Genomic DNA, 23,573 nt, shown 5'->3' on the forward strand with positions numbered 1-23,573 from the left:
GGTACAGCCGCTGGCTACGCCGTGGCGTCCGATGCGAGACCTTCGCACTCCGATTCCACTTCCGAGCGCTCGAGGATTGCGATCAGCGTGCGAAGATCTATGCCGTTGTCCCTTTCGGGCACATAGTTTTGCTCCGTGCACTCGGCTATCAGTGTCTTCCGACGGTTCGTACACGTGTCAGCGAGTGGAACACGATGAGCGCCACGACTTGTCGATACCTCGGTGGTCGGACTGTCAGACCACAGTCTTCTCGTGATCGCGGTTCGCTGATGGTGCGGGCGACGGTGTTCGGCGATTCCGTACCGTTGGCAATGCTCGTGCGGTGGTGTCGTGACTGGGTGAATCTCTCGCCGTGGCGACGGCGCATCGTATGGTTTTTCGGCATCACGGTCGCGCTGTTCGTTATCCCCGGCGTCCTCGGTGCGGTGGCAACGGCACAGAGCGGCACTGCCGCAGGCGGGGCGAGCATCGACGCACTCGGGTGGATGAACATCCGGGATTCGTCCGGAGTGCGGTTGACCGACTACATGTACGCGGCCAGCCGCGGCAGCCTGTTCAATCCCATGCAGGGAGTGCTGGTTACGCTGCTCGAGCTGCTCTTGGTCGGCTATCTGGTGTTGGTGACCGCGGCACTCTGGGTGATCGGCTACGCAGTGAGTTTCCGGTGGCTGGATCCGATCGGCGGGGCGTTGACCGGGGTGGCCGACGGACTCACCGGCCAGATCGCGACGCCTTTGGTGTTGACCGTGGCGGCGGCGATCGGCGCGTTCTGCGTCGCGTGGTTCGTCGTGCGCGGGTATCACGCTAAGGCGGCGATACAGGTCGTGACGATGGTGGCCATAGCGATACTCGGTCCGATCTTTCTCGCGCATCCGTTGGCCGATGTGCTTTCCTCACACGGCCTGCTGGCTCAGGGACGTGACCTGGGTGTCTCGGTGGCGGCCGGGCTCGACGGCCAGTCGAATCCGAATCCGGGCCAGTTGGTGGCGGGCCTGCAGGGCGACCTGGCCGATAATTTCGCGCGGCGCCCGGTGCAGGTGTGGAACTTCGGTCACGTGATCGATCAGTCGCCGCGTTGTGGGGCCGCCTGGTCGACCGGAGTCCAGTCGGGTGACCAGGCGCGCGTCTTGGAAGGCCTGAAGGCGTGCGGTGATGCAACGGCCTTCGCCAAGGCCGACAAGCCCGGCATGGGTCAGATCGGCTCCGGTCTGGTGCTGTTGATCTGTGCGACCATCCTGTTGGTCTTCGGGGTATACCTGGCGGTCAAGATCATCTGGGCCGCGCTGGACTCGATGTATCACGCCGTTATGTCTGTCTTCGGTTTCGCCGCGGGCGGTTTCATCTACGGGCCGACCCAAACCTTCCTGGTCCGAAACATCGTCGACAGCTTCGTCGGGGCGGCCAGGATGACGGCTTTCACCCTCTTCCTCGGTATCTACATGTTGTTGTTGGGCAATCTGTTCGAGCAGGCCCGCGGCCAGGTCATGGTGGTGTTGGTGCTCGGCGCCATCGTGGAGAGCGTCGCCGTGCTCCAAGTACGGAGGCTCAGTGCCGGTATCAGCCGCGGCAACGACTGGATCGCCAACCGGTTCTCCCTGGCCATCCAGGGCGCGGGCCGATCCGGTGGCGGCAGCGCCGGCGCCGCCTTCGGCATGGGCCCCGGAGGCACGTCGCATTCCATCGCGTCGGGCCTGCTCACCGGAGCCGCGGCGATCAACACCCTCAACGGCAACCCGGTCACCGCATTGCTCTTCGGGAACAAACGCAGTCCCTGGGACCCGAACGCGAGCCTGCGAAATCGTGCGGAGAAGTCGGGGTGGAAAGCCAATGCGGAGGTGAACGAGAAGGGCTGGCAAGTCAATTACATGCGGACTCGGGAAAACGTCATGGAAGCCGCCAGGTCGGCGGTGGAGGAGTACGGCGGTCATACCCATCGCAGCGCCGCCGCGGCTGTGGACCGCGTCGTCAATCGTGGCGGATCCCTCGGCGACGTCGCCTCCGCGATGATCGATGCCGGCTACACCGATCACGACATGATCGTCGATGCGATGCGATGCGATGCGATGCGATGCGATGCGGGCCCACAACTATCGGCAGAATTTCGCTCCGAGCGTGTGGGACGGGGACAAGTACATCGGCGAGGCCGCGGCGTCACTGGCGGTGCTCAAGTTGGGCCGTTCGCCTGCCAATATGGCGCTGTTCCACCAGACCGCGCACCGGCTGGCCAACCGCCGCTATATCGATGATGTGCCCGAATCCGATCTCACCCGCGCCGAACGGGACTATCTGCACGACTACTTCCGCAACCCCACCAGAGACAAGATCAGAGGAATCCAGGCCCTCGCCGGTGGCAGCCGAATTACTCGAAATGCCAGTGGGGCGCTCGTTCAGTCGAATCCCGATTACCCGCTGCCGTTGGCATTCGAGGGCTGGAGCCAGGAACGAGGTCAACTGATGAACAGATTCATCATGCCGCACCTTGCCGAGCAGTACTTGACCGCCGCCGCCACCGATGACCTCGCGACCGCATCGGAGGTCCTGCAGAAGATGGCGAATTCCGAATACTGGACGGGCAACGTAAAACTGACTCCGTCGAAGGCGATTCCCCGGTTCTAGCGATCGGGGTGGTCGGTACGACGGCCGCTGGCCCCACCGCCGGACGATCAGGTCCGGTCGCGGGGCGAGCAGGTCAGCGGCGCGAGGTCTCGTGGTTCGATATCTGCGCGCCGCCGCTCGGACATTGCGCTACCTGGTATCGCTCGAGGCGACCGGGTGGATCTACTCGGCTTGGTGAACACCTGGTCGAGGGTGAACGGCTCGCCTGCGGTCGGAATCGTGCCCGGTGCGGTCACCGGCGGCAGCGAGCCGCGCGCGACGGGTCTTGGGGCCGAACACGGCGAGCACGATCGCGCCCACCAGCCACGTGCCTGCGATGAAGAGGAAGACGCTCTGATAGCCGGACCTGTTGTATAAGGCCGCGACGATCAGCGGACCCGCGGCGTTCGACAGCCGGCCTACGCCGTAGGAGATGCTGGTGCCCAGTGAACGGCTGCGGGTATCGAAAAGTTCGGGGGAGTAGGCGTAGCCCAGGGCGGTGTAACCGCGCTCGAACAGGTTCACCAGGAAGCCGAAGACGACGATCAAGAGCGGATTGAAGGTCAGTCCGTAGAAAAGTCCGCACAGCGCGATGATCGTGCCGAAGGCCACCAGGCACCACTTGCGCTCGAACCGGTCGGTGACGACCGAGGCAAGGTAGGAGCCCAGCGGTGCACCGACAGTCGTGAGAGCCACGTAGAAGACGGACTTCTCGACACTGAAGCCTTCTTTGGCCAGCAGGGTAGGCGCCCAGCTCGAATAACCGAAGAAGCCGATGGTCTGGGTCACCCACAGCACCGTGAGCAGCAGGGTCGGGAGCAGGTATCGCTTCTGGAGCAACATGCGCAGCGGAGCTTTGGTGGGCTCGGCCTCGTGGGCGGGTGGCGCGGGTTCGGAAAGCGGCCCCTTCTCGGTAGCGACCAGGGATTCGATTTCGCGCAGAACCGCGTCCGCGGCGAGGTAATCGCCCCTGCTCTCGTACCAGCGAGGCGACTCCTTGATGTGCCGAGCGAAGAGCACGAACACAATTCCGAGCGAACCCCAGAGGAAGACCAGCCGCCACGACCAATCGGTCAACGGCACGACCGCGCTGGCGATGAGGTTGGTGGCCGGAGTGCCGCAGATACCGATGACGATGGCGTAGGCCTGGTACTTGCCGCGGACGGCGGCCGGATACAACTCGTTGACGTAGATGACCGCGACGACGGTCATCGCGGACAGCCCCGCCGAAGTGAGAATCCGGAAGACGCCGAGCGACACGATGTCCCAGGAGAAGGTCGCCGCGAAGGAGAAGATTCCGAAGAACAGCGTGGTCAGGATCAGTGCTCGCTTGCGGCCCCACCGGTCGGCGATGCCGCCGGCGATGATCGAGCCGAAGAACATGCCGACGAAAGACAGCGAGGTGACGTAGGCCACCTGGTTGACCGTGACCCCCCACACGTGGATGAGCTTGGGCGCGGTGGTCGCGAAACTGTTGATGTCCGCGAACTCGAAGAAGTAAGCGAACGAGACGGCCAGCAGGGTGATCTTGTGGAACCGAGAGATCGGCAGTCGGTCCAGCCGATTCACCGCATTGGAGTGCTGCATGGAATGGCCCTTGTCGAAGAGAAGAACAGAAGTGGACGAGGTGGATCAGTAGGCTTCGCCGGGCCAATACAGCCGCATCGGATTGGCGACGAGCAGCTTGTGCTGCTGTTCGGTGGTGACGGCCACGTGTGGCACATAGTCGACCAGAAGCCCGTCGTCGGGCATGTGGTCGGTCAGATTGGGGTGGGGCCAGTCGGTACCCCACAGCACCAGGTCCGGGAATTCTTCGACGACTCGGCGAGCGAAGGGCGCGACATCGGTATACGCGTTCCGCTGGCCGTCCAGGGCCGCCGGTCCGGTGACGCTGAGCCGTTCGGGGCAGCTCACTTTCACCCACACGTCGTTGTGTTCGACGAAACGCAGGAAGCGGCTGAACTGCGGGCCGTCGACCGGCTCGGTGACCTCCGGCCGCCCCATGTGGTCCACCACCAGCGGGGTGGGCAGCGCGCCGAAGAAGTCTTCCAGTTCCGGCAGGTCGGCGCCTTCGAAGTAGAGGACGATGTGCCAGCCCAGCGGCGCGATCCGAGCGGCGATGGCCGCCAGATCGTCCTTCGGTGCGGTGTCGGCCAGACGTCGCAGGAACGTGAACCGCACACCCCGCACTCCCGCCGCGTCGAGCGTGCGCAACTCGGCATCGGTGATGTCCGGACCGACCGTGGCGATTCCCCGCGCCGTCCCGCCGGAGGCCTCGACGGCGTCGAGCATGGCGCTGTTGTCCGCGCCGTGGCACGTGGCCTGCACGATGACACTGCGGCTGATGCCCAAGTGGTTGTGGAGCGCGAAGAGTTGGTCCTTGCTCGCGTCGCAGGGCGTGTACTTCCGCTCCGGGGCGAACGGGAACTGCGCCTGGGGCCCGAATACGTGGCAGTGCGCGTCGACAGTACCTGGCGGCAGCTCGAACAGGGGACGGGACGGGTTCGGATACCAGTCCAGCCATCCTGGCGTTTTAGGCGCCAGTCGGTCGGCGGCGGTCGCGCCGCGGCTCACGGGAAGGGAGGACAACTTTGTCCCTTTCGTCCAGGGGTGTGCGTCACAGTAAATCCGACGCTACATTGACCGAGAGATAGCGCACAATAGTTTCAGCAAAATTGTTAACAATCGAGCCGGGGTGCGCTGGAGTTGCTTGGTTCGATCCGCTTGCCGCCCACTCCGAAGGCGTGGCGCCCACGCGTCTGCCGGCGGGCGAAATCATGCCAAGGGCTCGATGAATACGCCTTCTACCAGGTCGACAGCGCCGGCGCTCGGATCGTCCGGCGCGGGTGTCGCGCGCGAATGTGTCGGGATGCGGGCGCACCGCCGGCATCGCCGGAGCTGCGGATGTATCGACATCGTCGATCTCGATGCTGAACGTGATCAGTAGCCGGGATGTCGCTGATATCGGAAGGCGACTCGCCTGGCCACCCGGCGGGTCGGCCCGTTGGGGATGCACCCTGTGAATGGTCGGGCGACCAGGTGGCATGTTCGGCTCTCCGTACCGAACCGGTTGTGTCAGAGGCGGGGAAAAGCCCTGCCGGCAAAGAGTTTTCGAGCGGTGCGCACGACACCGGCGGTACGCACCTGGGGCGGAGTGGACGTGGCGTCCAGGTCGATATCGACCAGCAAGTGTCCCGACGGATGCTCGACATCCACGCGCGACAGGCCGTCGGCCCAGTTCGCTGTGAGGTCGTGACCGACCGTGCCCGGTGTCATCATGGCGGTCACCGCGCTGATCGCGGCGAACACGCCGATCGCGGTGTGCGGCCGGACCGGGATGAACGAGCGAGTGCACACCTGGCCGCCGGCACGAGCCGGCGCGACAAGCACCGTCTTCGGCACCGACGATTCCGACACGTCACCGAGGCCCATCAACTGCGCGGCCTTGCGGCGCACAGTGTCGACGCGTTCCAGCAGCGCGGTGTCGTCGGCGAGTTCGGCATGGGTTTCGTAGCCGGTGAGACCGAAGGAGCGCGCCTGCGCGACCACGACCGGCATACCGTTGTCGACACAGGTGATCTCCACGCCGTCGATGCTGTCGCTGAGCCGTCCGGTCGGGTACAGCCCCGACGTGGCCGACCCGGCGGTGTTCTCGAACGACAGCAGCACCCCGGCGGCAGTGCCGGGAACGCCGTCGATGGCGACCTCTCCGTCGTACACCGGTCGGCCCGCGCGAACCGGAAAAGTCGCGGCGGCGATACCGCCGGAGTTGACCATATGGATGCGCACCTGGCACGTGTCACCGCTGGCGGTCAGCAGTCCGGTCTCGACCGCGAACTGTCCCACCGCGGCGAGGATGTTTCCGCAATTCTGCTTCTCCGACACGGTCGGCTCGTCGACACCGAGCTGCAGGAACAGATAATCGATATCGATCCCGGGTAGCGCCGACGGCGACACCACGGCCACTTTGCTGGTCAGCGAGGTCGCGCCGCCGAGTCCGTCGATCTGGCGCGGATCAGGGGTGCCCATGATCCGTAGCAGCAGATCATCGCGGGTCGCGCGATCGGACGGCAGATCGTCGGCGAGGAAGAACGCGCCCTTGGATGTTCCGCCTCGCATCCACAAACACCGAACGCCCGCCGTGCCGAACGGCTCCGCCGCGGCGTCGTCCGCCGTGGTGGCTGTGCTTCGCTCATTCATTACCGCTCCCCTCGGCGTAGTAGTCCGCGTAGGAGGAGTAGCGGATACCGAACTCGTCGAGCCGGTCGCGCAGTCCGTACCGGTCCAGACCCAACTCGCCGTCGCGGAACGCCTGTCTGGTCGCCTCTTCCTTGGCCGTGCGCGCGGCCGAAAGTTCCAGCACCGCAGGCACATCGGTGCGCGGAACCCGCACGACGCCATCGTCGTCGGCGACTATCACGTCACCGGGCCGGATCAATTGGCCCTCGACGACAACCGGCACATTGACCGCCCCGGCCGTAGCCTTCACCGAACCCTGGGCGCTGACCGCCGTCGACCAAGCGGGGAACCCCATTTCCCGCAGTTCGGCAACATCCCTTACGCCACACCCCAGGACGACTCCACGGACACCGCGCTGCTGCAGCGCGGTGGCGAACAGTTCACCGAACAGGCCGTCGCTGGACGGCGAGTTCGTCACCACGACCAGCACATCGCCTTCGCGACACTGTTCCACCGCGACGTGGATCATCAGATTGTCGCCCGGCCAACACAGCACGGTGACCGCGGTGCCGCCGATCCGTGCCCCTGGCCACGCGGGCCGCAGGCGGGGGCCGAGGTACCCGATTCGTCCGGCTGCCTCGTGCACCGTGGCGACGCCATACTGACCGAGCCGTGCGGCGTCCGCGAGCGAGGCGCGGGGGGGATCGGTTATGACAACGGATTTCATCTGCGTTCTCCTGACTCTGCGATGGCGCGCAGGGCATCTGGCTCGGCGGTGGTGAATCGGAAGGCGTCGCCGACACCGGCGACCGACAGTGCGATGGCCGTCATCGCCGCGCCGCGTGCTCATCCGGGCCGGTGATCAACCGCTCCATGGGGGCCGCCGTCGCGGTCATGACAACCGGTCGGTCACGTGCGGGTAGTGGCGTACGAATGCCTCGGCCTTGGTGTCGTGCTGCAGCCCGAGGTTCGGCCCGGCGTTGCGCTTCAACTGCACCCCGCGACGAGCGGCGAGGTCCTCGTAGTACGCCCACATGTGCGGCTGCACACCGAGGCAGCGCATCGCCTTGCGCTTGGATTCGAACACCTCGGTGATGTCCAGCAGGACATCCGGGCGGAATTCCGACATCTCCGACTGGTGCGGTTCGAAGCTGAACACCGGCGGGGCGCCGAGCGGGTCGCCCGGCGCGTCGTACCCGACCGCCTGGGCGAGGATGCGTGCTTGTATTGCCATGCGAGCAGCGGCCGGATGGTCGCCGTTGTAGGGGTCGACCAGCGTATGGGTGAGTACCACCGTGGGTGTGGTCTCGCGGTAGACGTGTACCAGCTGGTCGACGAGTTCCGGTGATTCGAGCAGCGGGTAATCACCGGCGTCCAGGAAGCGAATGTCCGCACCGAGCGCCGTCGCGGCCTGTTCGGCCTCGTCGCGGCGCAGCGCCTTGATCTCGTCGAGCTTCTTGCCCTCACGCCATGCCTTTGCCGACTCGCCGCGCTCACCGAAGCTGAGGCACACCACGGTGGCCCGCTCTCCGCGCGACGCGGCCAGTGCGATCGCGCCACCGGCGCGCCATACGAAATCACCCGCATGGGCACTGACCACTAAAAGCGATTCTGACGTGTACTCGGGCATTGCCTCACCTCACATGCTCACGGTCGACCGCCGCGTTGCGGTTCGAGGGCGTGCGCGGCACGCCCGCATCGACGGTAAAACTCTGCACGCAGAATTGTCAACAATTTCGTCGACAGATGGTGACCGTGCTCGGGGAGCGACTCAGTCGGATTTGCTCAGCGCGGCGATCACGCTATCGAGGTGCGCACGCATGGCCCGCTCCGCGGCGACGGGATCCCGCGCGATCACCGCTTCCGCCACTGCGAGGTGTTCACCCAACGAGACCTGCGGGCGTCCCGGCCGCAGCGACAACTGGAACTGATGTCGCACGATCTGCGCGTTGAGCTTGTCGATCAGATCGGCCGCGGTCAGCTGCCCGGCGATATCGGCAAGCGCCGCGTGCAGCTCATGGTTGAGGCTCGAATACTTCAACGGCTCGCCATCGCGCACCGCCGCCGTGAGCTGGTCGGCGTAGCGGCGCAGTCGCTCGGCGTCGGCCGGGCCGACCCGCTCGGCCGCCTTTGCCGCGATGAGCCCCTCCAACACCTTGCGGCATTCCAAGATCTCGATCGCCTGCTGCCGCGAGACCGTGCGCACCCGGGCGCCCCGGTTGTGGATCCGCTCGAGCAGCCCCTCGGCGACCAGTTCGTCGATCGCGGCCCGCACACTTCCTCGTGTGACGCCGAGCTGCTCGACCAACTCCGCCTCCACCAGCCGCTGGCCCGGCGCGACGTCGCCATGGCGGACGGCACGGCGAAGTTGTTCCACCGCAATGGCTTTGCCCTGCGTTCCACGTTCGAGTTCGTGATTCTCCGACACTGACACCGTCCTGGCGATAGGTGTGACAACCATATTGTGCGAAATTATGCCAAAAGTATTGGCAACAATTCATCCTGACTTGGGGTAGCGACAGCAAGTCGGCAGTGCCCTCCGCGCCATGGAGTTGTCTGCGGTTCCGCGCTACGGGTGCGTTCGGTCTGCTGTGTGATAGCTGTCGGCAGGTTCGGCGACTAAGCTCGGCCAATATGATGGCCTCACGCCGAGCGCGCGCTGGGGAGCAGATGGCTGCCACAAATGGGTTCGTTGGTCGTGGTCCGGAGCTGGACAAGATCAGCGCGCTGCTGGTGGGCTCGGCCCGGCTGATCACCTTGGTCGGCCCGGGCGGGATCGGGAAAACGCGGCTGGCGACCGAGGCGCTGGGACGCTTCGGAAGGGCGAGGCGTGCGCCGGTGTTCTGGGTGCGACTGGCGCGAGTGGCCAAAGGCGCCGACGCGGTGGCGATCGAGGAAGAGGCCGCGGCCTCGGTGGTCGAGGCCGACTTCTCGGGACGTTCGGGCTGGGACGCGTTGGTCGATACTTTGACCAGGACCGATGCCGCAGGGCGAAACCTGCAGACGGTGCTGGTGATGGACAATTGCGAGCATGTCCTCGCCGATACCGGTGGCCTGATCACGGAGTTGCTCGAGGCGGTGCCGGGATTGACCATCTTGGCCACCAGTCGCGAAGCGATCGGGTGGGTCGACGAACACGTGGTAGTGGTTCCCCCGCTGACCCGGCAGCAGGCGGTGACGCTGTTTCGCCAACGCGCCGAACTCACCGGTCACCCCATCGTGGAGCAGGACGAGGTGGCGACGGCCGGCCTGATCTGCCGTCGGGTGGACAACCATCCGCTGTATATCCGGTTGGCGGCGGCGCGGTTGCTGCGGCAGCCGTTGGCGATGATCGTTCGAGAATTGAGTGGCGAGGCGACCGATAAACGGTTGCGGTGGTCACACGGGCCGCGGGTGGGCGCCGAACCACGACATCAGGGCGTTCGTGACGTCATCGCGTGGTCCTACGACCTGTGCTCGGACAAGGAACAGCTGCTTCTGGACCGCATGTCGGTTTTCGCCGCCGGGTATGACACCAACCCCGAAGACGACACCAGCTCGGTCATGGATGTCGGCGCCGATCTGGAAGCCATCGAAAACGTCTGCGCCGACGACCCGACATCCGACCAGGGTGGGCGGACCTCGTACAAGGGGATGAACGCGGTGGGTATCGCGGCTGATGAAGTCGAGGGCCTGCTCGAGCGTCTGGTCGAGCAGTCGCTGGTGACCGTGCACATCACGCCGACCACCGTGCGGTACTCGCTGCTGGAGAGCATTCGCCTGTTCACCCGGCAACAACTCGAAGAACGGTCCACCGACGAGGTCGACGAACCAGCGCGCCTCGCACAGCGGCACCGCCGCTATTATCGCGACAAAATCGTTCATGCCCAACGCCATTGGTTCAGTCCCGCCGAGCAGGATCTGCTGGACTGGGCGCGCGTGGCGTGGGACAACATCGTGACCGCGATCGAGACCAGCCTCACGTCGGGCGAACCGACACTCGGCTTGGAAATCTCCGCGGGTCTGATCGCCCTGCCGATCGTCAAAGGCTCACCTCGAGAAATGCGTCGCTGGATCGAACGCACATTGCAAGCCACCCGCGCACTGCCCGTGCAGCCCGTCGAACTCCAAATAAGAGCCATGGCCTTGATCGGGTGGCTCGCCCTGATCCAGGGCAGACGCGGGGACGCCGAACAGATTCTCGAGGACTGCGTGATCGCGTGCATCGCTGACCCGCAGACCCGGCAGAACTGGCGGCAGGCCCCGGAAGCCGACATCGGCCTACCCGCTCTGTTCGAATTCGTGTGGGGAGTGGAACTGATGATGGCCCACCGCGACCCGAGGGCTATCACGGTGTTGGCACGGGCTCGGGAGAAGTTCCGTGCCCTCGACGATCGTGGTGGCGAGGCTATCAGCGCGCACTTCGAGGCATGGACCGCGAGCTTCCTGGGGTCACCGCAGCAGGCCCTGCGGATCACGCGACGCAACCTTGATTACGCCAGCGCGTCCGGGGCCGGGTGGGCGAAATCCTGGACCGAAATCGCCTGGGCGCTGGCGCTGACCAAACATGGTGATGCCACCGAGGCGTTGACCGTCGGACGCACCGCCTTGGCGCACCAGGTAGCTGCGAACGACCACTGGGGCGCGGTGTGGACGGTGCACATTCGGATGTGGTCGCTGGCGCAGATCATCACCGACTTGCTCGCGGCAGGCAGCACCGACCGGGCTGAACTCGGAAAGCTGGCCACCGAGACCGCGCAACTCGTTGGCGGGGCTGCGGGCTTGCGAGCGGAACTGGGTGTCGACATCGAGGAGCTGAGCCCGCTCGCCGATGAAACGAACAAGGCCATCGACATCGCGCGCCGGGTATTGGGACCCACCGCGTTCGCCGCCGCGGAGAAGCAGGGCTCCCTGTTGCGTTCGGAGTTGCACGAGGTGCAGCGCTTGGCGCTCGGGACATTCTCCATCGAGAAAATGCCGATGGACCATCCCGCCCGGCAAAATACTCCCTCGCACTGGGGCGAGCTGTCGACAGCCGAGCAGCAAGTCGCGACCCTGGCCGCGGCGGGGTGGACGAACACCGAGATCGCGGCCCGCCGCGGAAACTCGGGGAGAACCGTCGACGCGCAGATGGCCGCGATTTTCCAGAAACTGACCATCGCCTCCCGCGAAGACATCATCAGATTCGTTCCCGAAGACCAGATCAGCGAGGTTCGGACCGAGGCAGCCAGGCGGCCACGCCGGACCGGCGAACAATCGCGCAGGCCGCGCCAAGGCCAACAGATCGGGCAGCAACGATCATGACGGTTCGGTAGCAGCCGGTTTCGCGCAGCCGACCTCCGGCATCGAACACACACCAGCGACACAAGCTCTACACATGGTCCGCACCCACACCGCCTAGCTAGGCTCGACCGCATGCGTAAAGGGATGGACCGGGTGCTGCTCGGGGCGGGGTGGTGCGCAGTGGCGGCGGGATCCGTCGGGATTGTGCTGCATTTCGTCGCGTGGCCGTGGCGTTGGCTGGTGCTGGTCGCGTCCGGGGCGTCGTACCTGATGCTCGGCGCGGTCGCTGGTCTCGTGTTGTTATCGATCGCGCGTGGGTGGCGCGGTGCGGCCGTGGCCGGGGTCCTTGCCGTGGCGGCGCTGTGGACGCTGGTGCCTGCGTTCGTGCCGCAGGGGCGGGCGGCGACCGGGCCGCGGTTCACCATCATGCAGTCGAACCTGTTCTTCGGCGGCGCCGATCCAACGGCTGTCATCCGAGCGGTGCGGGAGAACCGGGTCGATGTGCTGACCGTGGATGAACTGACCGAATCGGCGATCGAGCGATTGACGACCGTGGGAATCCTGGCGGAACTACCACATCACTACACCGAGCCGACGCGGACAGGTGGCGGCGGTACGGGCATCTACAGCCGATACCCGTTGCGGGACGCCAGGAAATACGACGGCTTCATCCTGAACAATGTGTCCGCGACGATGGATCACCCGGAAGGCGGACCGATCACGATCTTCGCCTTCCACCCGATCCCGCCGCCCTTCGAATTCCAGGCATGGACCACGGAGATGCGCAGGATCCGCGAAATTCTCGACGCGGAAAGCGGTCCCGCGATCGTGGGCGCGGACTTCAATGCGACCCGCGACCACGCCGCGTATCGCGATCTGCTGCACGGTCGCTTCGCCTCCGCCGCCGACCAAACCGGCGCGGGCCTGCTGCCCACCTTCCCGAACGATCACGGCTGGGTCCCGGTGATCGGCATCGACCACATCCTGCTCGCCGATGCCACTGCCGAAATCGTGCACACCCTGACCATGCCGGGCTCCGACCACCGCGCCGTGGTGGCCCAGGTACGTCTGAACTGAAGCGATCTCGGCCGGTCGAGCAGCGCCCACATCGGTCCGACCGTCGATCAGCATGTGTCGGCCGGCACGAATCCACCTGATGGATCAGTTCCCGCCACGGACCTAATGACCGGTAGCGTGCTCCGTCAGCCAGCCGACCACATCACCGAGCACCTTGTCCTGCTCGGGTTCGTTGAACACCTCGTGGTAGAGGCCCTCGTAGCGGATCACGGTGAGGTCCTTGGAGCCGGCGCCCCGCTCGATGAGATCGGAGCTGGAGGGTGCCGCGATCGTGTCGGCGGTGCCGTGCAGTACCAGCAGCGGCGCGGTGAGTTGCGCGAGCCGTCCCTTGACCGTGGTGGTCGCCTCGAGCATCTCGGCGCCGGTGCGGGCCGGCAGCATGCCTCGATAAACCAGCGGATCGTTGTCGTAGGCCGCGACGACCGCGGGGTCGCGACTGATCATCGTCGAATCCAGTTTCAGCACACCGAGATCCGGCGTCAACCTACTCAGCACCGGCGCGAGCAGACGCTGCACCGGATTGCCGACCGGGATGTCCAGCGGCGGGGCGGACAGCACGATGCCCGCGACGTCGATCGGGGCCCGGGTGGCCAGGTAGAGGACGATCAGGCTGCCCATCGAGTGTCCGAGCAGGAAGCGCGGTCCGTCCGGATGTTCGCGGGTCGCAATCTCCAGCATGGCGGCGACATTGTCCGCGGCGTCCGCCATCGAACCGATGTTGGCTCTGCGGCCCGCCGACTGGCCGTGGCCGATGTGATCGAGCGCGTATACCGCGAAACCCGCGCCCGCCAATCGCTTCCCGACGTGGGCGTAGCGTCCGGAGTGCTCGGCGATGCCGTGCACGAGCACGACAACCCCCCGTGCCGAGTTGTCCGGCAACCAGGCGCGCCAGGCGATTCTGCCGCTGCCGTCGAATTCTCCGGTCTCGGTGTGGATCGTGGACGTGGTGGGTGGCTCGGTGTCGCCCGGCGTCGGTTCGGTGGTCATGCATCGACTCCTGACGTCTGTACTGCGCTGGTCGTGGCGGCTGCGAAGTGGTCGATCAGCCGACGGTTGAACTCGATGAGCCGAGCGTAGTTGACCCGGGACAGTCGCTCGTCGGTTCCGTGGATCGAGGCCAGATCGCGTTCGTTCAGCACGATCGGGGCGAAATTGCACCGGGTACCGGCCAGATCGTCGTAGTGCCTGGAGTCGGTGGCGCCAGGGACCAGGCCGGTGGTGACCGCGATACCGGGGACGATAGCACGGGCGACATCGGCGATCACGTCGAAGGCGGGTCCCGGACCCGTTGTGCTGGACGGCTCCGACGACATGCCGACCAGCTCGAGGTGAATACCGTTGTCGCGCACCACCTTCCGGCAGTGCTCCAGCACCGAGTCGACCGAGTCGCCCGGCAGGATGCGGAAGTTCACCAGCGCCTCGGCATGCTGCGGCAAGACGTTCGCCTTCACTCCGCCGCGGATCACGGTGGGTGCGGTGGTGGTGCGCACCATCGCCTCGGTGGTCGGTCTCGCCGCGAGCACCCGAGTGATCAGTGGCGCGACGACGCCGACGAAGCCGAGCAGGCGCCGCCGCGGCGCCGGCATGACCTGGCGCAGCCGGGCCAGCATGTCCGCGATCACCGGGGTCAGGCGCAGCGGCATCGGATGATCCTGGATCCGGCTCACCGCGCGGGCGATCCGGCCGACCGCGGTCTGCCGACCCGGCATGGAGGAATGCCCACCCACCTCGGTGACCGACAACCGGACCGTCGCGTAGCCCTTCTCGCCGAGCATGACCGTGGCCACCGGTTGCCGCACACCGTCGGCGACGCCCTCGGTGATCACGCCGCCCTCGTCGAGCAACAGGTCGGCGCGCACGCCCGCCCGCCGCAGCCGCTCGGCCATCCGTTCGGCGCCGTCCCCGCCGAAAACCTCTTCGTCGTGCCCGAACGCCAGATAGACGGTGTGCCGGGGCCGGACGCCCGCGGCGAGTGCCGACTCGACAGCCTCGAGAATGGCTACGACACGGCTTTTGTCGTCGATCGCGCCACGACCCCAGATGAATTCGTCGTCGACCACCCCTGCGAACGGTGGATGGGTCCAGCGCTGCGGATGGTCCGCGGGCACCACATCCTGGTGCGCGAGCAGGATGGCGGCAACCCGGTCGGGTTCGCTGCCCGGCCATCGGTAGAGCCTGCTGTATCCGAATCGTTCGAGTTCGAGTTGCGCGTGCACCAACGGGAAGGACTGCTCGAGGTGCGCGTCGAGGCGGTCGAACGCGGCGGTGTCGGCGTCCGCCGGATCATCGGTGGACACGGTGGCGCAGCGCAGCGCCGCGGCGAGGCGTTCAGCGGTCGGGTCGTCGACCGGCTTCGTCATCGGTCACCGGTGCGGTCGGGCACGTTCATAGGCACCGTTGCATTGTCCAGCATGCCGGGTTCGAGCGTCACGGTCTTCTCGTTTCGCCACTTCACGATGCCCTCGGTGAGCCCGCCGGGTAGCTCGGGGTCGCGTCTGCTGGTCAGCAGGGGTAGCTCGACGCTCGCCGCGGCAATGGCGACCTGTGCGAAGGCGGGGGAGTGCGACCACACGTCATCGACCACGTCGGTGACGCGCACGCCGATCCGATGGCCCACCGGGATCGGCCAGTCCTGGGCCAGCAGCCGGACTTCGGCCGTGTCGGTGACCGGGGCGATGCCACGGGTGATCACCGTCGCGCGGAGGTCGGGCGCGATGTCGTAGAGCTCGACGGCCACCGTCGCGGTCGGCGGACCGTTCAGCCGCAGGGTAGCGGTCGGGATGCCGGACAGGTGCTGGTGTTGCGTCATCGGCTCGGACACCGACCAGACCTCACGATCGCGTCCTGGGACCAGCCCGCGGTCGGTGTAGCCGCCGGTGCGAAGCTCGACGGCGACCCGCTGTGCGTCGGCGGGCGGCCAGGCCGTCTCCGCTCGCCAGCGGCCGTCGAACTGGCCGACGGTGATGCGCGGCCCGGGGACCTCGATATCGCGGCCGGCCACGTGCCGGTCGAAGAAGGCGAGCACCTCGGTGTCGAAATGCGGTGTGCCGCACTTGTCGTGGCAGGTGCGGTGGCCCCACTGGCCGAACCACGCCCGGTGCTCGCCTGGTCCGAGCCCGTGCCACAGGTCGAACACCCGGTAGGCCCTGGTGTTGTAGTCGACGAAACCTTGGCCGAGAAACAGCGGAATCGTGCTGCCGCGCAACGGTGCTACGAGATCACGGTCTCGCCAGAAAGCGGTGCCGCCGTCGTGGTTCGTGATATCCGCCAGGTACTGCTGGTAGCAGTGCATAGGGAGTTGTGTCGCGTTGGCCCGGTATCCGGGAGAGTCCTCCGGGCGCGGCGGCGTGGACGCGATGAGCAGATGCTCCAGTCCGGCGAAATCCGCAGGGCGCACACCGTTCTCGGTAATCGGCTTGCCGGAGAACTTCCACGAGACGCCCTGCATGTACAGGTAGGAGTACGGGTCGACGACCGGCTCGAACGCGACGACCGCCGCCAGGCCGTTCGGTGCGCCCGCCAGGCCCATCAGTCCGGTCCATGCCTCGTAGGAGGCGCCGAACATACCCACCTTGCCGGTGGACCACGGCTGACTCGCCGCCCACTCCACCGCGGTCGCCACATCCGAGCGTTCACCGGGGCCGCCGAAGTCGGGGCAGCCGTCCGAGCCGCCGAAGCCGCGCAGGTCGACGATCACGTAGGTGTAGCCGGCGCGCAGGAACAGCTCCACGGTGAGGTTGTCGGTGGATGGGCCGCCCGCAAGGCGCGGCTCGCTCAGATACGCAAGATGCGCGCGATACGGGCTGACGGTGAGGATGACCGGCGTGCGTGTGTCGTCGGAGACGCCGTCCGGGCGCAAGATATCCGCGTGCAGCCGGGTGCCGTCCTTGCCATCGATGAACGTCTGCTGCCACTGAAAAGGCGCCGCAAGGGGCTCGGCGGCGGCAGTCACCGGCGCGGACGCTGCCAAGACGAGCAGTAGCCCGAGCAGGGCGCGCAGCATTCCGGTTCTTTCGGTCACTACTAGGACTATCGGGTGTGTCGGCAGAGGCGTCCAGCCCCCGGAACCATGGTGGTCAACTGGTATCTCTCGGCGCTCATCCGAATGCTCGATCCGACGGTGGTGCTGCGGACGCCTGCGGCGATGACCTGCGCTGCGGGATCGGAAACTCGCACGGGACAATCGATCGAATCCTGGGCTGATAGTGCGGCGACGGTTTTCCGGCAACAGGTCTTGTCGCTGATTCACCGCACCCATCGGCATCGGAAGCGGGGATGGCGGGGCTTGGATATCCGGACCGAGTGATGACCATTCTTTCTCACGGGATCCGCGTGAAGTACACCGTGGTTCAACAGAATTCGCCTGGTATCCGGGGCAGGCGGGCGTATGATCAGCCGGTGCGAGTGCCAGGGCGAGAATGAGTGAGCCGGGGACCACGGACTGGGAACGGTTCGTGCAGGCGTTGGCGCAATGTCTTTCCGAGCTGCCCTCGCGTGCCACGTTGATTATCGCGGCGCCCGGAAATCGTTATGTCCAGTTCGTTCAGTACGACATCAAACTCTCCGCCGAGTTGGCCGGAAATCACTATCTGACGCAGCCCATTCCCGATGCGGCCGCACAGGAGCTGCGCGAACTCGGCTGGCGCGAGCCCGTGCTCCGGCGCGATACGGACAACTGGACCAGAACCCTGTTCTGGCCGATTTCGCCCAACGGTCTGCTCGAGTTCGCCCGCTCGGTCGTCGTCGGCCTGCGCGACGCCCTCGGCGTGGCCACCCCGGTGGACTTGCGCGCGATGGGCTGGACCGAGGCATCCGGTGATCTGGATCTGACCGCGCTCGGTCCGATTGTCCGCCGCGGCTGATCGCGCTGCTGTCCCGTGGCAAAGCCGGGACTACCTGGGCACTATCCTGAGAGGCATGGCAGCAGGCAAGCCCAGCAAGGAAGCGAAGGCCGCGGCGAAAGCGGCGCGCAAGCAGCAGTCGAAAGAACGTCGTCGGCAGCTCTGGCAGGCGTTCCAGATGCAGCGTAAGGAAGACAAGCTGCTGCTGCCGCTGATGATCGGCACGGTGATCGGCATCACTGCCGTCTTCGTCGTCGTCGGCTTGCTCTTCGGGCTCACCTGGTTCCTCATCCCGCTCGGCGTGGTGCTCGGCGCCCTGGTCGCCTTCATCATCTTCGGCCGGCGGGTGCAGAAGAGCGTCTACCACAAGGCTGAGGGCCAGGCGGGCGCCGCGGCCTGGGTGCTGGACAACCTGCAGGGCAAGTGGCGGGTGCGTAACGGCATCGCCGCGACCACCCAGCTGGACGCGGTCCATCGGGTGATCGGTCTGCCCGGCGTGGTCCTGGTTGCCGAGGGCTCCGCGCAACGGGTGAAATCGCTGCTGGCCCAGGAGAAGAAGCGCACGGCCCGGTTGATCGGCGACACTCCGATCTACGACATCGTCATCGGTAACGACGAGGGTCAAGTTCCCCTGAAGGAACTGCAGCGCTACCTGACCAAGCTGCCCCGCAACATCGACACCAAACGGATCGACCTCATCGAAGGCCGCCTGTCCGCGCTCAGCTCGCGCAGCGGGCCCGCGCTGCCGAAGGGCCCGATGCCCGGCGGCGCGAAGATGCGCGGCGTACAGCGGACCATCCGCAGGCGCTGACCTGATGCCCACGAGAGGCCCGTACCTATCGAGATACGGGCCTCTCGTCGGCTGTAGCGGGGAAAATCAGCAGGCTCACCTGCCGTGAAGCGGCTCGGCCGACCCGATCAGGTTCCAGAGCCGGTGAACCGGGAAGCTACGGCACCGAGCCGGTGCAGGGAGACTGGTCGAGTGTCAGCGCGAGTGGACGAGGGCGGTGCCGGTCGCACGGTCGTGCATGCCGCGTCCGTCGGCATCGGTGAACAGTGCGGGCACCACGAAAACCAGGAGCACCTGCCTGGCCAGCGCCCGCACGAAGCCGACCGGGACCGCGGCATCGATGCGGACCGTCCGTAGCCGCAGGAAATACTGCCCCGGCGTGAGACCGAACAGCGTCACCCCACCGACGCCGATCACGAACCAGACCAGCAGTGTCAGGCTCGACGCCGAACCGCTGCGCACGATCAACGCCGAGATGCCGAGCGCGATCAACCAGTCCACGAACAGGGCGGCGATCCGGCGTCCCATTCCCGCCAACGAACCGGCGCCGGTCTGCGGCAGGCCCAGATACGCACCGGGGAAATCGGGGGTTGCCGAGTCTCCGGGATCGGCCGAAGGTCCCGAGAGCCAAGATCCGGTGATGCGTGCCATGCACCCCAGAATAGGCCCGTCCGACCGGTCGATCGGTACCGCATAATGGGAGTTCAGGTCGGCGCATGCCGCAAGGGGTGACAGGACTACGATTGTTCGAGTTCGGGTGGCCATTGCCACTCGGCCAGGTGCACGCGTAACACTGGCGAAACACAGCCTTGACTGCGGGGAAACACGGCATCCATAGCGTCTGGACGCGACGAGCCCAAGCAATCGACACTGGCTGGGAACCGATCCGTTAGGAGAACAAGTGACGTTCAGCACGGCCGACGAGGTCATCAAATACCTCGCTGACGAAGAAGTCGAGTACGTTGACATCCGTTTCAGCGACCTTCCCGGTGTGCAGCAGCACTTCTCGATCCCGGCCAAGGCTTTCACCACTGATCTCGCCGAGGAAGGGCTGGCATTCGACGGCTCCTCCGTCCGTGGCTTCCAGTCGATCGACGAGTCGGACATGCTGCTGCTGCCCGACTACACGACCGCGCGGCTCGACCCGTTCCGCGCCGCCAAGACGCTGAACCTCAACTTCTTCGTGCACGATCCGTTCACCCGGGAGGCCTACAGCCGCGACCCGCGTAACGTCGCGCGCAAGGCGGAGGAGTACCTGCGCTCGACCGGCATCGCCGACACCGCGTACTTCGGCCCCGAGGCGGAGTTCTACATCTTCGACTCGATCCGCTACGACTCGGCCATGAACGGCGCCTTCTACGAGATCGAGTCGGTCTCGGGCTCCTGGAACACCGGCGCCGAGTTCAACCCGGACGGCACCCTGAACCGCGGCTACAAGGTCCGCAACAAGGGCGGATACTTCCCGGTCGCGCCCTACGACCACTACGTCGACCTGCGCGACAAGATCTCGACCAACCTGCAGAACTCCGGTTTCGAGCTGGAGCGTGGCCACCACGAGGTCGGCACCGCCGGTCAGGCCGAGATCAACTACAGGTTCAACACCCTGCTCGCCGCCGCCGACGACCTGCAGCTGTTCAAGTACATCGTGAAGAACACCGCGTGGCAGGAAGGCAAGACCGTCACCTTCATGCCGAAGCCGCTCTTCGGCGACAACGGCTCGGGTATGCACGTGCACCAGTCGCTGTGGAAGGACGGCAAGCCGCTGTTCCACGACGAGGCAGGCTACGGCGGCCTGTCGGACCTGGCGCGTCACTACATCGGCGGCATCCTGCACCACGCACCGTCGCTGCTGGCGTTCACCAACCCGACCGTGAACTCCTACCACCGCCTGGTCCCGGGCTACGAGGCCCCGATCAACCTGGTGTACTCGCAGCGCAACCGCTCCGCCGCGGTCCGCATCCCGGTCACCGGTAACAACCCGAAGGCCAAGCGGCTCGAGTTCCGCGCACCGGACTCCTCGGGCAACCCGTACCTGGCCTTCGCCGCCATGATGATGGCCGGCCTGGACGGCATCAAGAAGAAGATGGAGCCCCTGGCCCCGGTCGACAAGGACCTCTACGAGCTCCCGCCGGAGGAGGCCAAGAACATCCCCCAGGCCCCCACCAGCCTGTCCTCGGTCATCGACCGCCTCGAACAGGACCACGACTACCTCACCGAAGGCAACGTCTTCACCGAGGATCTGATCGAGACCTGGATCACCCTCAAGCGCGACGGCGAGATCGCGCCGGTGAACCTGCGGCCGCACCCGTACGAGTTCGAGCTCTACTTCGACGTGTAAGCCTGACCTGCACGAATGCCACTATTTGCGGCGTTCGGTACGCAGTAGACGGTTCCGAGTCCATCCGCTCAGTGATCACAGACGCGATCACTTGGCGGGTGGACTCGTCCGTATCCGCCCACAGATGCCCGTAGGTGTCCACGAGAGGTTTTCCGGCGGCGGCGTGTCTGGTCGAAGTGAGCTGCCCGGCGGCCGCGCTCGCAATTCAGCGCGTTTCGTCAGCACAGTCAACGCCGGCACATGCCCAGGTAGAGGTTCAAGCGCTACTTCGACGTTGTAGTGGAGGTAGGACCTCGAGGGTCAGCACTGTTCCCGTGGGGGAAGGCCGTCGGCGGTGGTCGGCCGGTTTCGATAGGTATTGTCGATGAACTCGATGAATCGTTGGACATCCTGGATGTTGGAGGCGAGCCCGAGCGAGACGCGGACCGCGCCGCCGGTGGGCAGGCCCAGGACGTCGAGGTATTCGTCGATGCTGGTGAGCCGCTTCCCGAGGAGGCCGAGCAAGGACCGGCGGCCGATATCGAACGCCGTCTCGCCGACCCCGGGATTACAGAAGCATCCGGTGCGTATCGACAAACCGGCCGCGGCGGACTCCCGAGCGACCAAGCGCTCGTCGACGACGACGCCGGCGGGATCCAGAACATTGAATGCGACGGTAGCGCCCCGACCGTCGAGATGGTGTGGGCCGTAGATCCTGGCCAGTGGCGTGCCGTTGTCGTGCCGCAGTGCGATCAGTCGGTCGAGCAGCCATCCGGTCAGGCAGCGGGTGCGCAGCCGGATCCGATCCATGCCGATACCGCGCAGCCAGTCGATCCCGTACTCGATATCGGGGATGGACAAAAAGTTCTGGGTGCCGTCTTCGAAGGCCGCCGCGCCGGCCGCCGCCGAATACCAGTCGCCCTGGACGCTGACGGCGAGGATGGTGCCGCCGGAGAACCAGGGCCGGCGCAGCCTGGCCAGTGCTTCGCGGCGGGCGATCAGACAGCCGATGCCGGTCGGATATCCGAACAGCTTGTACCAGCTCACCGGTATGAAGTCGGCCTGCACCGCGGTGAGGTCGAGTACGTTGGTAGGCGCGAAGGCAGCGGCATCCAGCAGGACGTCGTAGCCGTATTCATGGGCGATATCAACCCATTCGAGCGGATACTGCACGCCGGTGAAGTTGCTCTGCGCCGGATAGGCGAACAACCCGTGGCGCCGGGGCCTTTCCGCTGGTGTGCGCCATCCGAGTCGAGAGCGACGCCGCAGTGCCGCGTGGACCGCCTGTTCGCTCACTCTCAGCTCGGTGTCGGTGATCGGAATGTACTGGGTCCGTGCATGTCTCGACCGCGCGAACTCTCGGATCCCGTTCACCGAATTATGGTTGTCGAAGGTGAGTACGTACGGCGCCGCGGGTCCGAACGGATAAGCTTCCCCGACCAGCCTGCACGCGGAGGTAGCGTTGGCTGTGAAGATCGCTGTGTATTCCGTCGGTGCGGCGTTGAAGTGTGCGAGGACCGCCCGGCGTGCGCGCTCGACGAGTTCGGTCGCCGCACGGGAAGTGGGATTCTCCGAGTGCGGGTTGCCGAAACATGTTTCGGATAGTCGTGCGCTGTGTGCCTGGTATTGGGCGAGTGCGGCCAGTCCGGAGCCGGTGTAGTCGAGGTAGACGTGGTTGTCGCTATCCAGATAGTTGTATTCGGTGGCCCGCAGTTCATCGAGCCGAGCGGTGGTCGGGTAGTCGGGATATGCGGCGAGAAAATCCGCCGGTATATCCGACAGGTGGGCGGTGCTCGCGTTCGCGATCGGTTGCTGCACTTGATGGTCCGATTGTGTCATGGCCAGCTCCTACCCGGTCGTGTCTTCATCTGAGTGTCACAGAGGTTGCGACCAGGCGTGCCATGGAAACCTGGTGAGCGCTGCCCACTCGTCCATAGCGGGCGGCGGAAGGTGTCCTCGAACGTTCGGCCAGCGGCGGAACCGGTGGTGATCCGCCGTCGTGCCGATCATGACGGTTGCTGATTCCGGTAGCTGACGGACTCAGAGTTTCGTGTGAAAAGCAGGAGCAGGCTGATTGTTTGGGCAGCGATTGGGCGCTGCCGTCCGGTGCCGCAGCGGGCCGGTGTGGTGCTCGAATGACGGCGACCGAGCGCGAGGAGAGTTACCAATGCCGGGAATGCCGGATACTCGGCGGTGTAGCGGGAGTGTGCCGCCGGAACGTTCGGCGGTCGTGGTCGAGTGAGGTTACGGGATGGTGCTTGCTGGCTCGCTGGCACGCTCTGCCAGGATCGGTCGCAAGGAGGGGCAGGAATGACCACTACTCGCGATGAGCTGATCGGGTTCGTCGAGGACCTCTACATTCCCAAGATCGCCAGCGGCGCCTCACGTCCGTGATTCATGCGGCACTAGTGTGTCGTGCCTGAAATCAGGCAAGTAAGTTGATATTTTGTTTGTGTGTCGCATCGTGGACCTTCTGCTGTTGAGATCACGCTGTCCGATGGCGAGCGTGCCG

The 23,573-nt window shown here is 65.7% G+C and carries 18 protein-coding genes; 7 read left to right on the forward strand and 11 right to left on the reverse strand.

Features of this window, described 5'->3' with window-relative positions:
- The first annotated feature begins 269 nt into the window (after nt 1-269).
- Both AB0B25_RS22990 and AB0B25_RS22995 read left to right on the forward strand, forming a co-directional pair.
- On the forward strand, nt 270-2,246 hold the full coding sequence (locus tag AB0B25_RS22990) for a hypothetical protein (RefSeq protein WP_357182941.1): 1,977 nt from the start codon (nt 270-272) through the stop codon (nt 2,244-2,246).
- Entirely contained in the window at nt 2,191-2,616 is a 426-nt protein-coding gene (locus tag AB0B25_RS22995) for a hypothetical protein (RefSeq protein ID WP_357182943.1), read from the forward strand. The genes AB0B25_RS22990 and AB0B25_RS22995 overlap by 56 nt, the downstream gene beginning before the upstream one ends.
- Nucleotides 2,617-2,778: 162 nt before the next feature.
- On the opposite strand, the gene AB0B25_RS23000 is transcribed toward AB0B25_RS22995, so the two are convergent.
- The 6 genes from AB0B25_RS23000 to AB0B25_RS23025 all read right to left on the reverse strand — a co-directional run bounded on the left by AB0B25_RS23000 (nt 2,779) and on the right by AB0B25_RS23025 (nt 9,202).
- Complete coding sequence (locus tag AB0B25_RS23000; protein WP_357182946.1) at nt 2,779-4,182, reverse strand: MFS transporter; 1,404 nt, start codon at nt 4,180-4,182, stop codon at nt 2,779-2,781.
- A gap of 45 nt (nt 4,183-4,227) precedes the next feature.
- Complete coding sequence (locus AB0B25_RS23005; RefSeq protein WP_357182949.1) at nt 4,228-5,169, reverse strand: amidohydrolase family protein; 942 nt, start codon at nt 5,167-5,169, stop codon at nt 4,228-4,230.
- 501 nt (nt 5,170-5,670) lie between these two features.
- Nucleotides 5,671-6,795, reverse strand: a complete 1,125-nt coding sequence (locus tag AB0B25_RS23010) for a 4-oxalomesaconate tautomerase (protein ID WP_357182952.1) — start codon at nt 6,793-6,795, stop codon at nt 5,671-5,673.
- Nucleotides 6,788-7,501: a 4-carboxy-4-hydroxy-2-oxoadipate aldolase/oxaloacetate decarboxylase gene (locus AB0B25_RS23015; RefSeq protein WP_357182954.1), complete on the reverse strand. Its 714-nt coding sequence runs from the start codon at nt 7,499-7,501 to the stop codon at nt 6,788-6,790. Before AB0B25_RS23015 ends, AB0B25_RS23010 begins: the two co-directional genes overlap by 8 nt.
- A gap of 165 nt (nt 7,502-7,666) precedes the next feature.
- Nucleotides 7,667-8,404: a PIG-L deacetylase family protein gene (locus tag AB0B25_RS23020; RefSeq protein ID WP_357182957.1), complete on the reverse strand. Its 738-nt coding sequence runs from the start codon at nt 8,402-8,404 to the stop codon at nt 7,667-7,669.
- Nucleotides 8,405-8,545: 141 nt separating this feature from the next.
- Nucleotides 8,546-9,202 carry a GntR family transcriptional regulator gene (locus AB0B25_RS23025; protein WP_357182960.1) on the reverse strand — a complete coding sequence of 219 codons (657 nt, stop codon included), beginning with the start codon at nt 9,200-9,202 and terminating at the stop codon, nt 8,546-8,548.
- A 242-nt stretch (nt 9,203-9,444) separates the two neighbouring features.
- Between AB0B25_RS23025 and AB0B25_RS23030 the strand changes: the two genes are divergently transcribed.
- Together AB0B25_RS23030 and AB0B25_RS23035 are read left to right on the forward strand one after the other, a co-directional pair.
- Nucleotides 9,445-12,057 carry a LuxR C-terminal-related transcriptional regulator gene (locus tag AB0B25_RS23030; protein WP_357182963.1) on the forward strand — a complete coding sequence of 871 codons (2,613 nt, stop codon included), beginning with the start codon at nt 9,445-9,447 and terminating at the stop codon, nt 12,055-12,057.
- Between the two features lie 111 nt (nt 12,058-12,168).
- Nucleotides 12,169-13,113, forward strand: a complete 945-nt coding sequence (locus tag AB0B25_RS23035; protein WP_357182966.1) for an endonuclease/exonuclease/phosphatase family protein — start codon at nt 12,169-12,171, stop codon at nt 13,111-13,113.
- A 102-nt stretch (nt 13,114-13,215) separates the two neighbouring features.
- Here the strand turns inward: AB0B25_RS23035 and AB0B25_RS23040 are convergent, their stop codons facing one another.
- From AB0B25_RS23040 to AB0B25_RS23050, 3 genes are read right to left on the reverse strand one after another with little or no spacing between them, the layout of a single operon-like run.
- The gene (locus tag AB0B25_RS23040) at nt 13,216-14,100 is read right to left on the reverse strand and encodes a lysophospholipase (protein WP_357182969.1); all 885 of its coding nucleotides are present in this window, start codon (nt 14,098-14,100) and stop codon (nt 13,216-13,218) included.
- Nucleotides 14,097-15,473, reverse strand: a complete 1,377-nt coding sequence (locus AB0B25_RS23045; RefSeq protein ID WP_357182972.1) for a M20 family peptidase — start codon at nt 15,471-15,473, stop codon at nt 14,097-14,099. The genes AB0B25_RS23040 and AB0B25_RS23045 overlap by 4 nt, the downstream gene beginning before the upstream one ends.
- A complete protein-coding gene (locus tag AB0B25_RS23050; RefSeq protein ID WP_357182975.1) occupies nt 15,470-17,134 on the reverse strand; it encodes a CocE/NonD family hydrolase in 1,665 nt (554 codons plus the stop codon). The genes AB0B25_RS23045 and AB0B25_RS23050 overlap by 4 nt, the downstream gene beginning before the upstream one ends.
- Before the next feature lie 397 nt (nt 17,135-17,531).
- Between AB0B25_RS23050 and AB0B25_RS23055 the strand changes: the two genes are divergently transcribed.
- Together AB0B25_RS23055 and AB0B25_RS23060 are read left to right on the forward strand one after the other, a co-directional pair.
- Complete coding sequence (locus AB0B25_RS23055; RefSeq protein WP_357182978.1) at nt 17,532-17,975, forward strand: hypothetical protein; 444 nt, start codon at nt 17,532-17,534, stop codon at nt 17,973-17,975.
- A gap of 55 nt (nt 17,976-18,030) precedes the next feature.
- On the forward strand, nt 18,031-18,765 hold the full coding sequence (locus AB0B25_RS23060; RefSeq protein ID WP_357182981.1) for a DUF4191 domain-containing protein: 735 nt from the start codon (nt 18,031-18,033) through the stop codon (nt 18,763-18,765).
- A gap of 174 nt (nt 18,766-18,939) precedes the next feature.
- Here AB0B25_RS23060 and AB0B25_RS23065 read toward each other — a convergent pair whose 3' ends face one another.
- A complete protein-coding gene (locus AB0B25_RS23065; RefSeq protein ID WP_357182984.1) occupies nt 18,940-19,395 on the reverse strand; it encodes an RDD family protein in 456 nt (151 codons plus the stop codon).
- 250 nt (nt 19,396-19,645) lie between these two features.
- On the opposite strand from AB0B25_RS23065, the gene glnA reads away from it, so the two are divergent.
- Nucleotides 19,646-21,082 (forward strand): type I glutamate--ammonia ligase, encoded by a 1,437-nt coding sequence (gene glnA / locus AB0B25_RS23070; RefSeq protein ID WP_357182987.1) that lies wholly within the window; start codon nt 19,646-19,648, stop codon nt 21,080-21,082.
- A gap of 300 nt (nt 21,083-21,382) precedes the next feature.
- Here glnA and AB0B25_RS23075 read toward each other — a convergent pair whose 3' ends face one another.
- Entirely contained in the window at nt 21,383-22,900 is a 1,518-nt protein-coding gene (locus tag AB0B25_RS23075; protein ID WP_357182990.1) for an aminotransferase class V-fold PLP-dependent enzyme, read from the reverse strand.
- Nucleotides 22,901-23,573 lie beyond the last annotated feature (673 nt).

It is taken from the genome of Nocardia sp. NPDC049190, from assembly GCF_040648115.1.
Classification (GTDB): Bacteria; Actinomycetota; Actinomycetes; order Mycobacteriales; family Mycobacteriaceae; genus Nocardia.

Excerpts from the sequence above, each read along its gene's own strand:
- AB0B25_RS23045 (WP_357182972.1), bottom strand. The coding sequence starts at position 15,473 with ATGACGAAGCCGGTCGACGACCCGACCGCTGAACGCCTCGCCGCGGCG.
- AB0B25_RS22995 (WP_357182943.1), top strand. The coding sequence starts at position 2,191 with ATGGCGCTGTTCCACCAGACCGCGCACCGGCTGGCCAACCGCCGCTAT.
- AB0B25_RS23010 (WP_357182952.1), bottom strand. The coding sequence starts at position 6,795 with ATGAATGAGCGAAGCACAGCCACCACGGCGGACGACGCCGCGGCGGAG.
- AB0B25_RS23000 (WP_357182946.1), bottom strand. The coding sequence starts at position 4,182 with ATGCAGCACTCCAATGCGGTGAATCGGCTGGACCGACTGCCGATCTCT.
- AB0B25_RS23020 (WP_357182957.1), bottom strand. The coding sequence starts at position 8,404 with ATGCCCGAGTACACGTCAGAATCGCTTTTAGTGGTCAGTGCCCATGCG.
- AB0B25_RS23065 (WP_357182984.1), bottom strand. The coding sequence starts at position 19,395 with ATGGCACGCATCACCGGATCTTGGCTCTCGGGACCTTCGGCCGATCCC.
- AB0B25_RS23030 (WP_357182963.1), top strand. The coding sequence starts at position 9,445 with ATGGCTGCCACAAATGGGTTCGTTGGTCGTGGTCCGGAGCTGGACAAG.
- AB0B25_RS23055 (WP_357182978.1), top strand. The coding sequence starts at position 17,532 with ATGAGTGAGCCGGGGACCACGGACTGGGAACGGTTCGTGCAGGCGTTG.
- AB0B25_RS23040 (WP_357182969.1), bottom strand. The coding sequence starts at position 14,100 with ATGACCACCGAACCGACGCCGGGCGACACCGAGCCACCCACCACGTCC.
- AB0B25_RS23035 (WP_357182966.1), top strand. The coding sequence starts at position 12,169 with ATGCGTAAAGGGATGGACCGGGTGCTGCTCGGGGCGGGGTGGTGCGCA.
- AB0B25_RS23015 (WP_357182954.1), bottom strand. The coding sequence starts at position 7,501 with ATGAAATCCGTTGTCATAACCGATCCCCCCCGCGCCTCGCTCGCGGAC.
- AB0B25_RS22990 (WP_357182941.1), top strand. The coding sequence starts at position 270 with ATGGTGCGGGCGACGGTGTTCGGCGATTCCGTACCGTTGGCAATGCTC.
- AB0B25_RS23060 (WP_357182981.1), top strand. The coding sequence starts at position 18,031 with ATGGCAGCAGGCAAGCCCAGCAAGGAAGCGAAGGCCGCGGCGAAAGCG.
- AB0B25_RS23075 (WP_357182990.1), bottom strand. The coding sequence starts at position 22,900 with ATGACACAATCGGACCATCAAGTGCAGCAACCGATCGCGAACGCGAGC.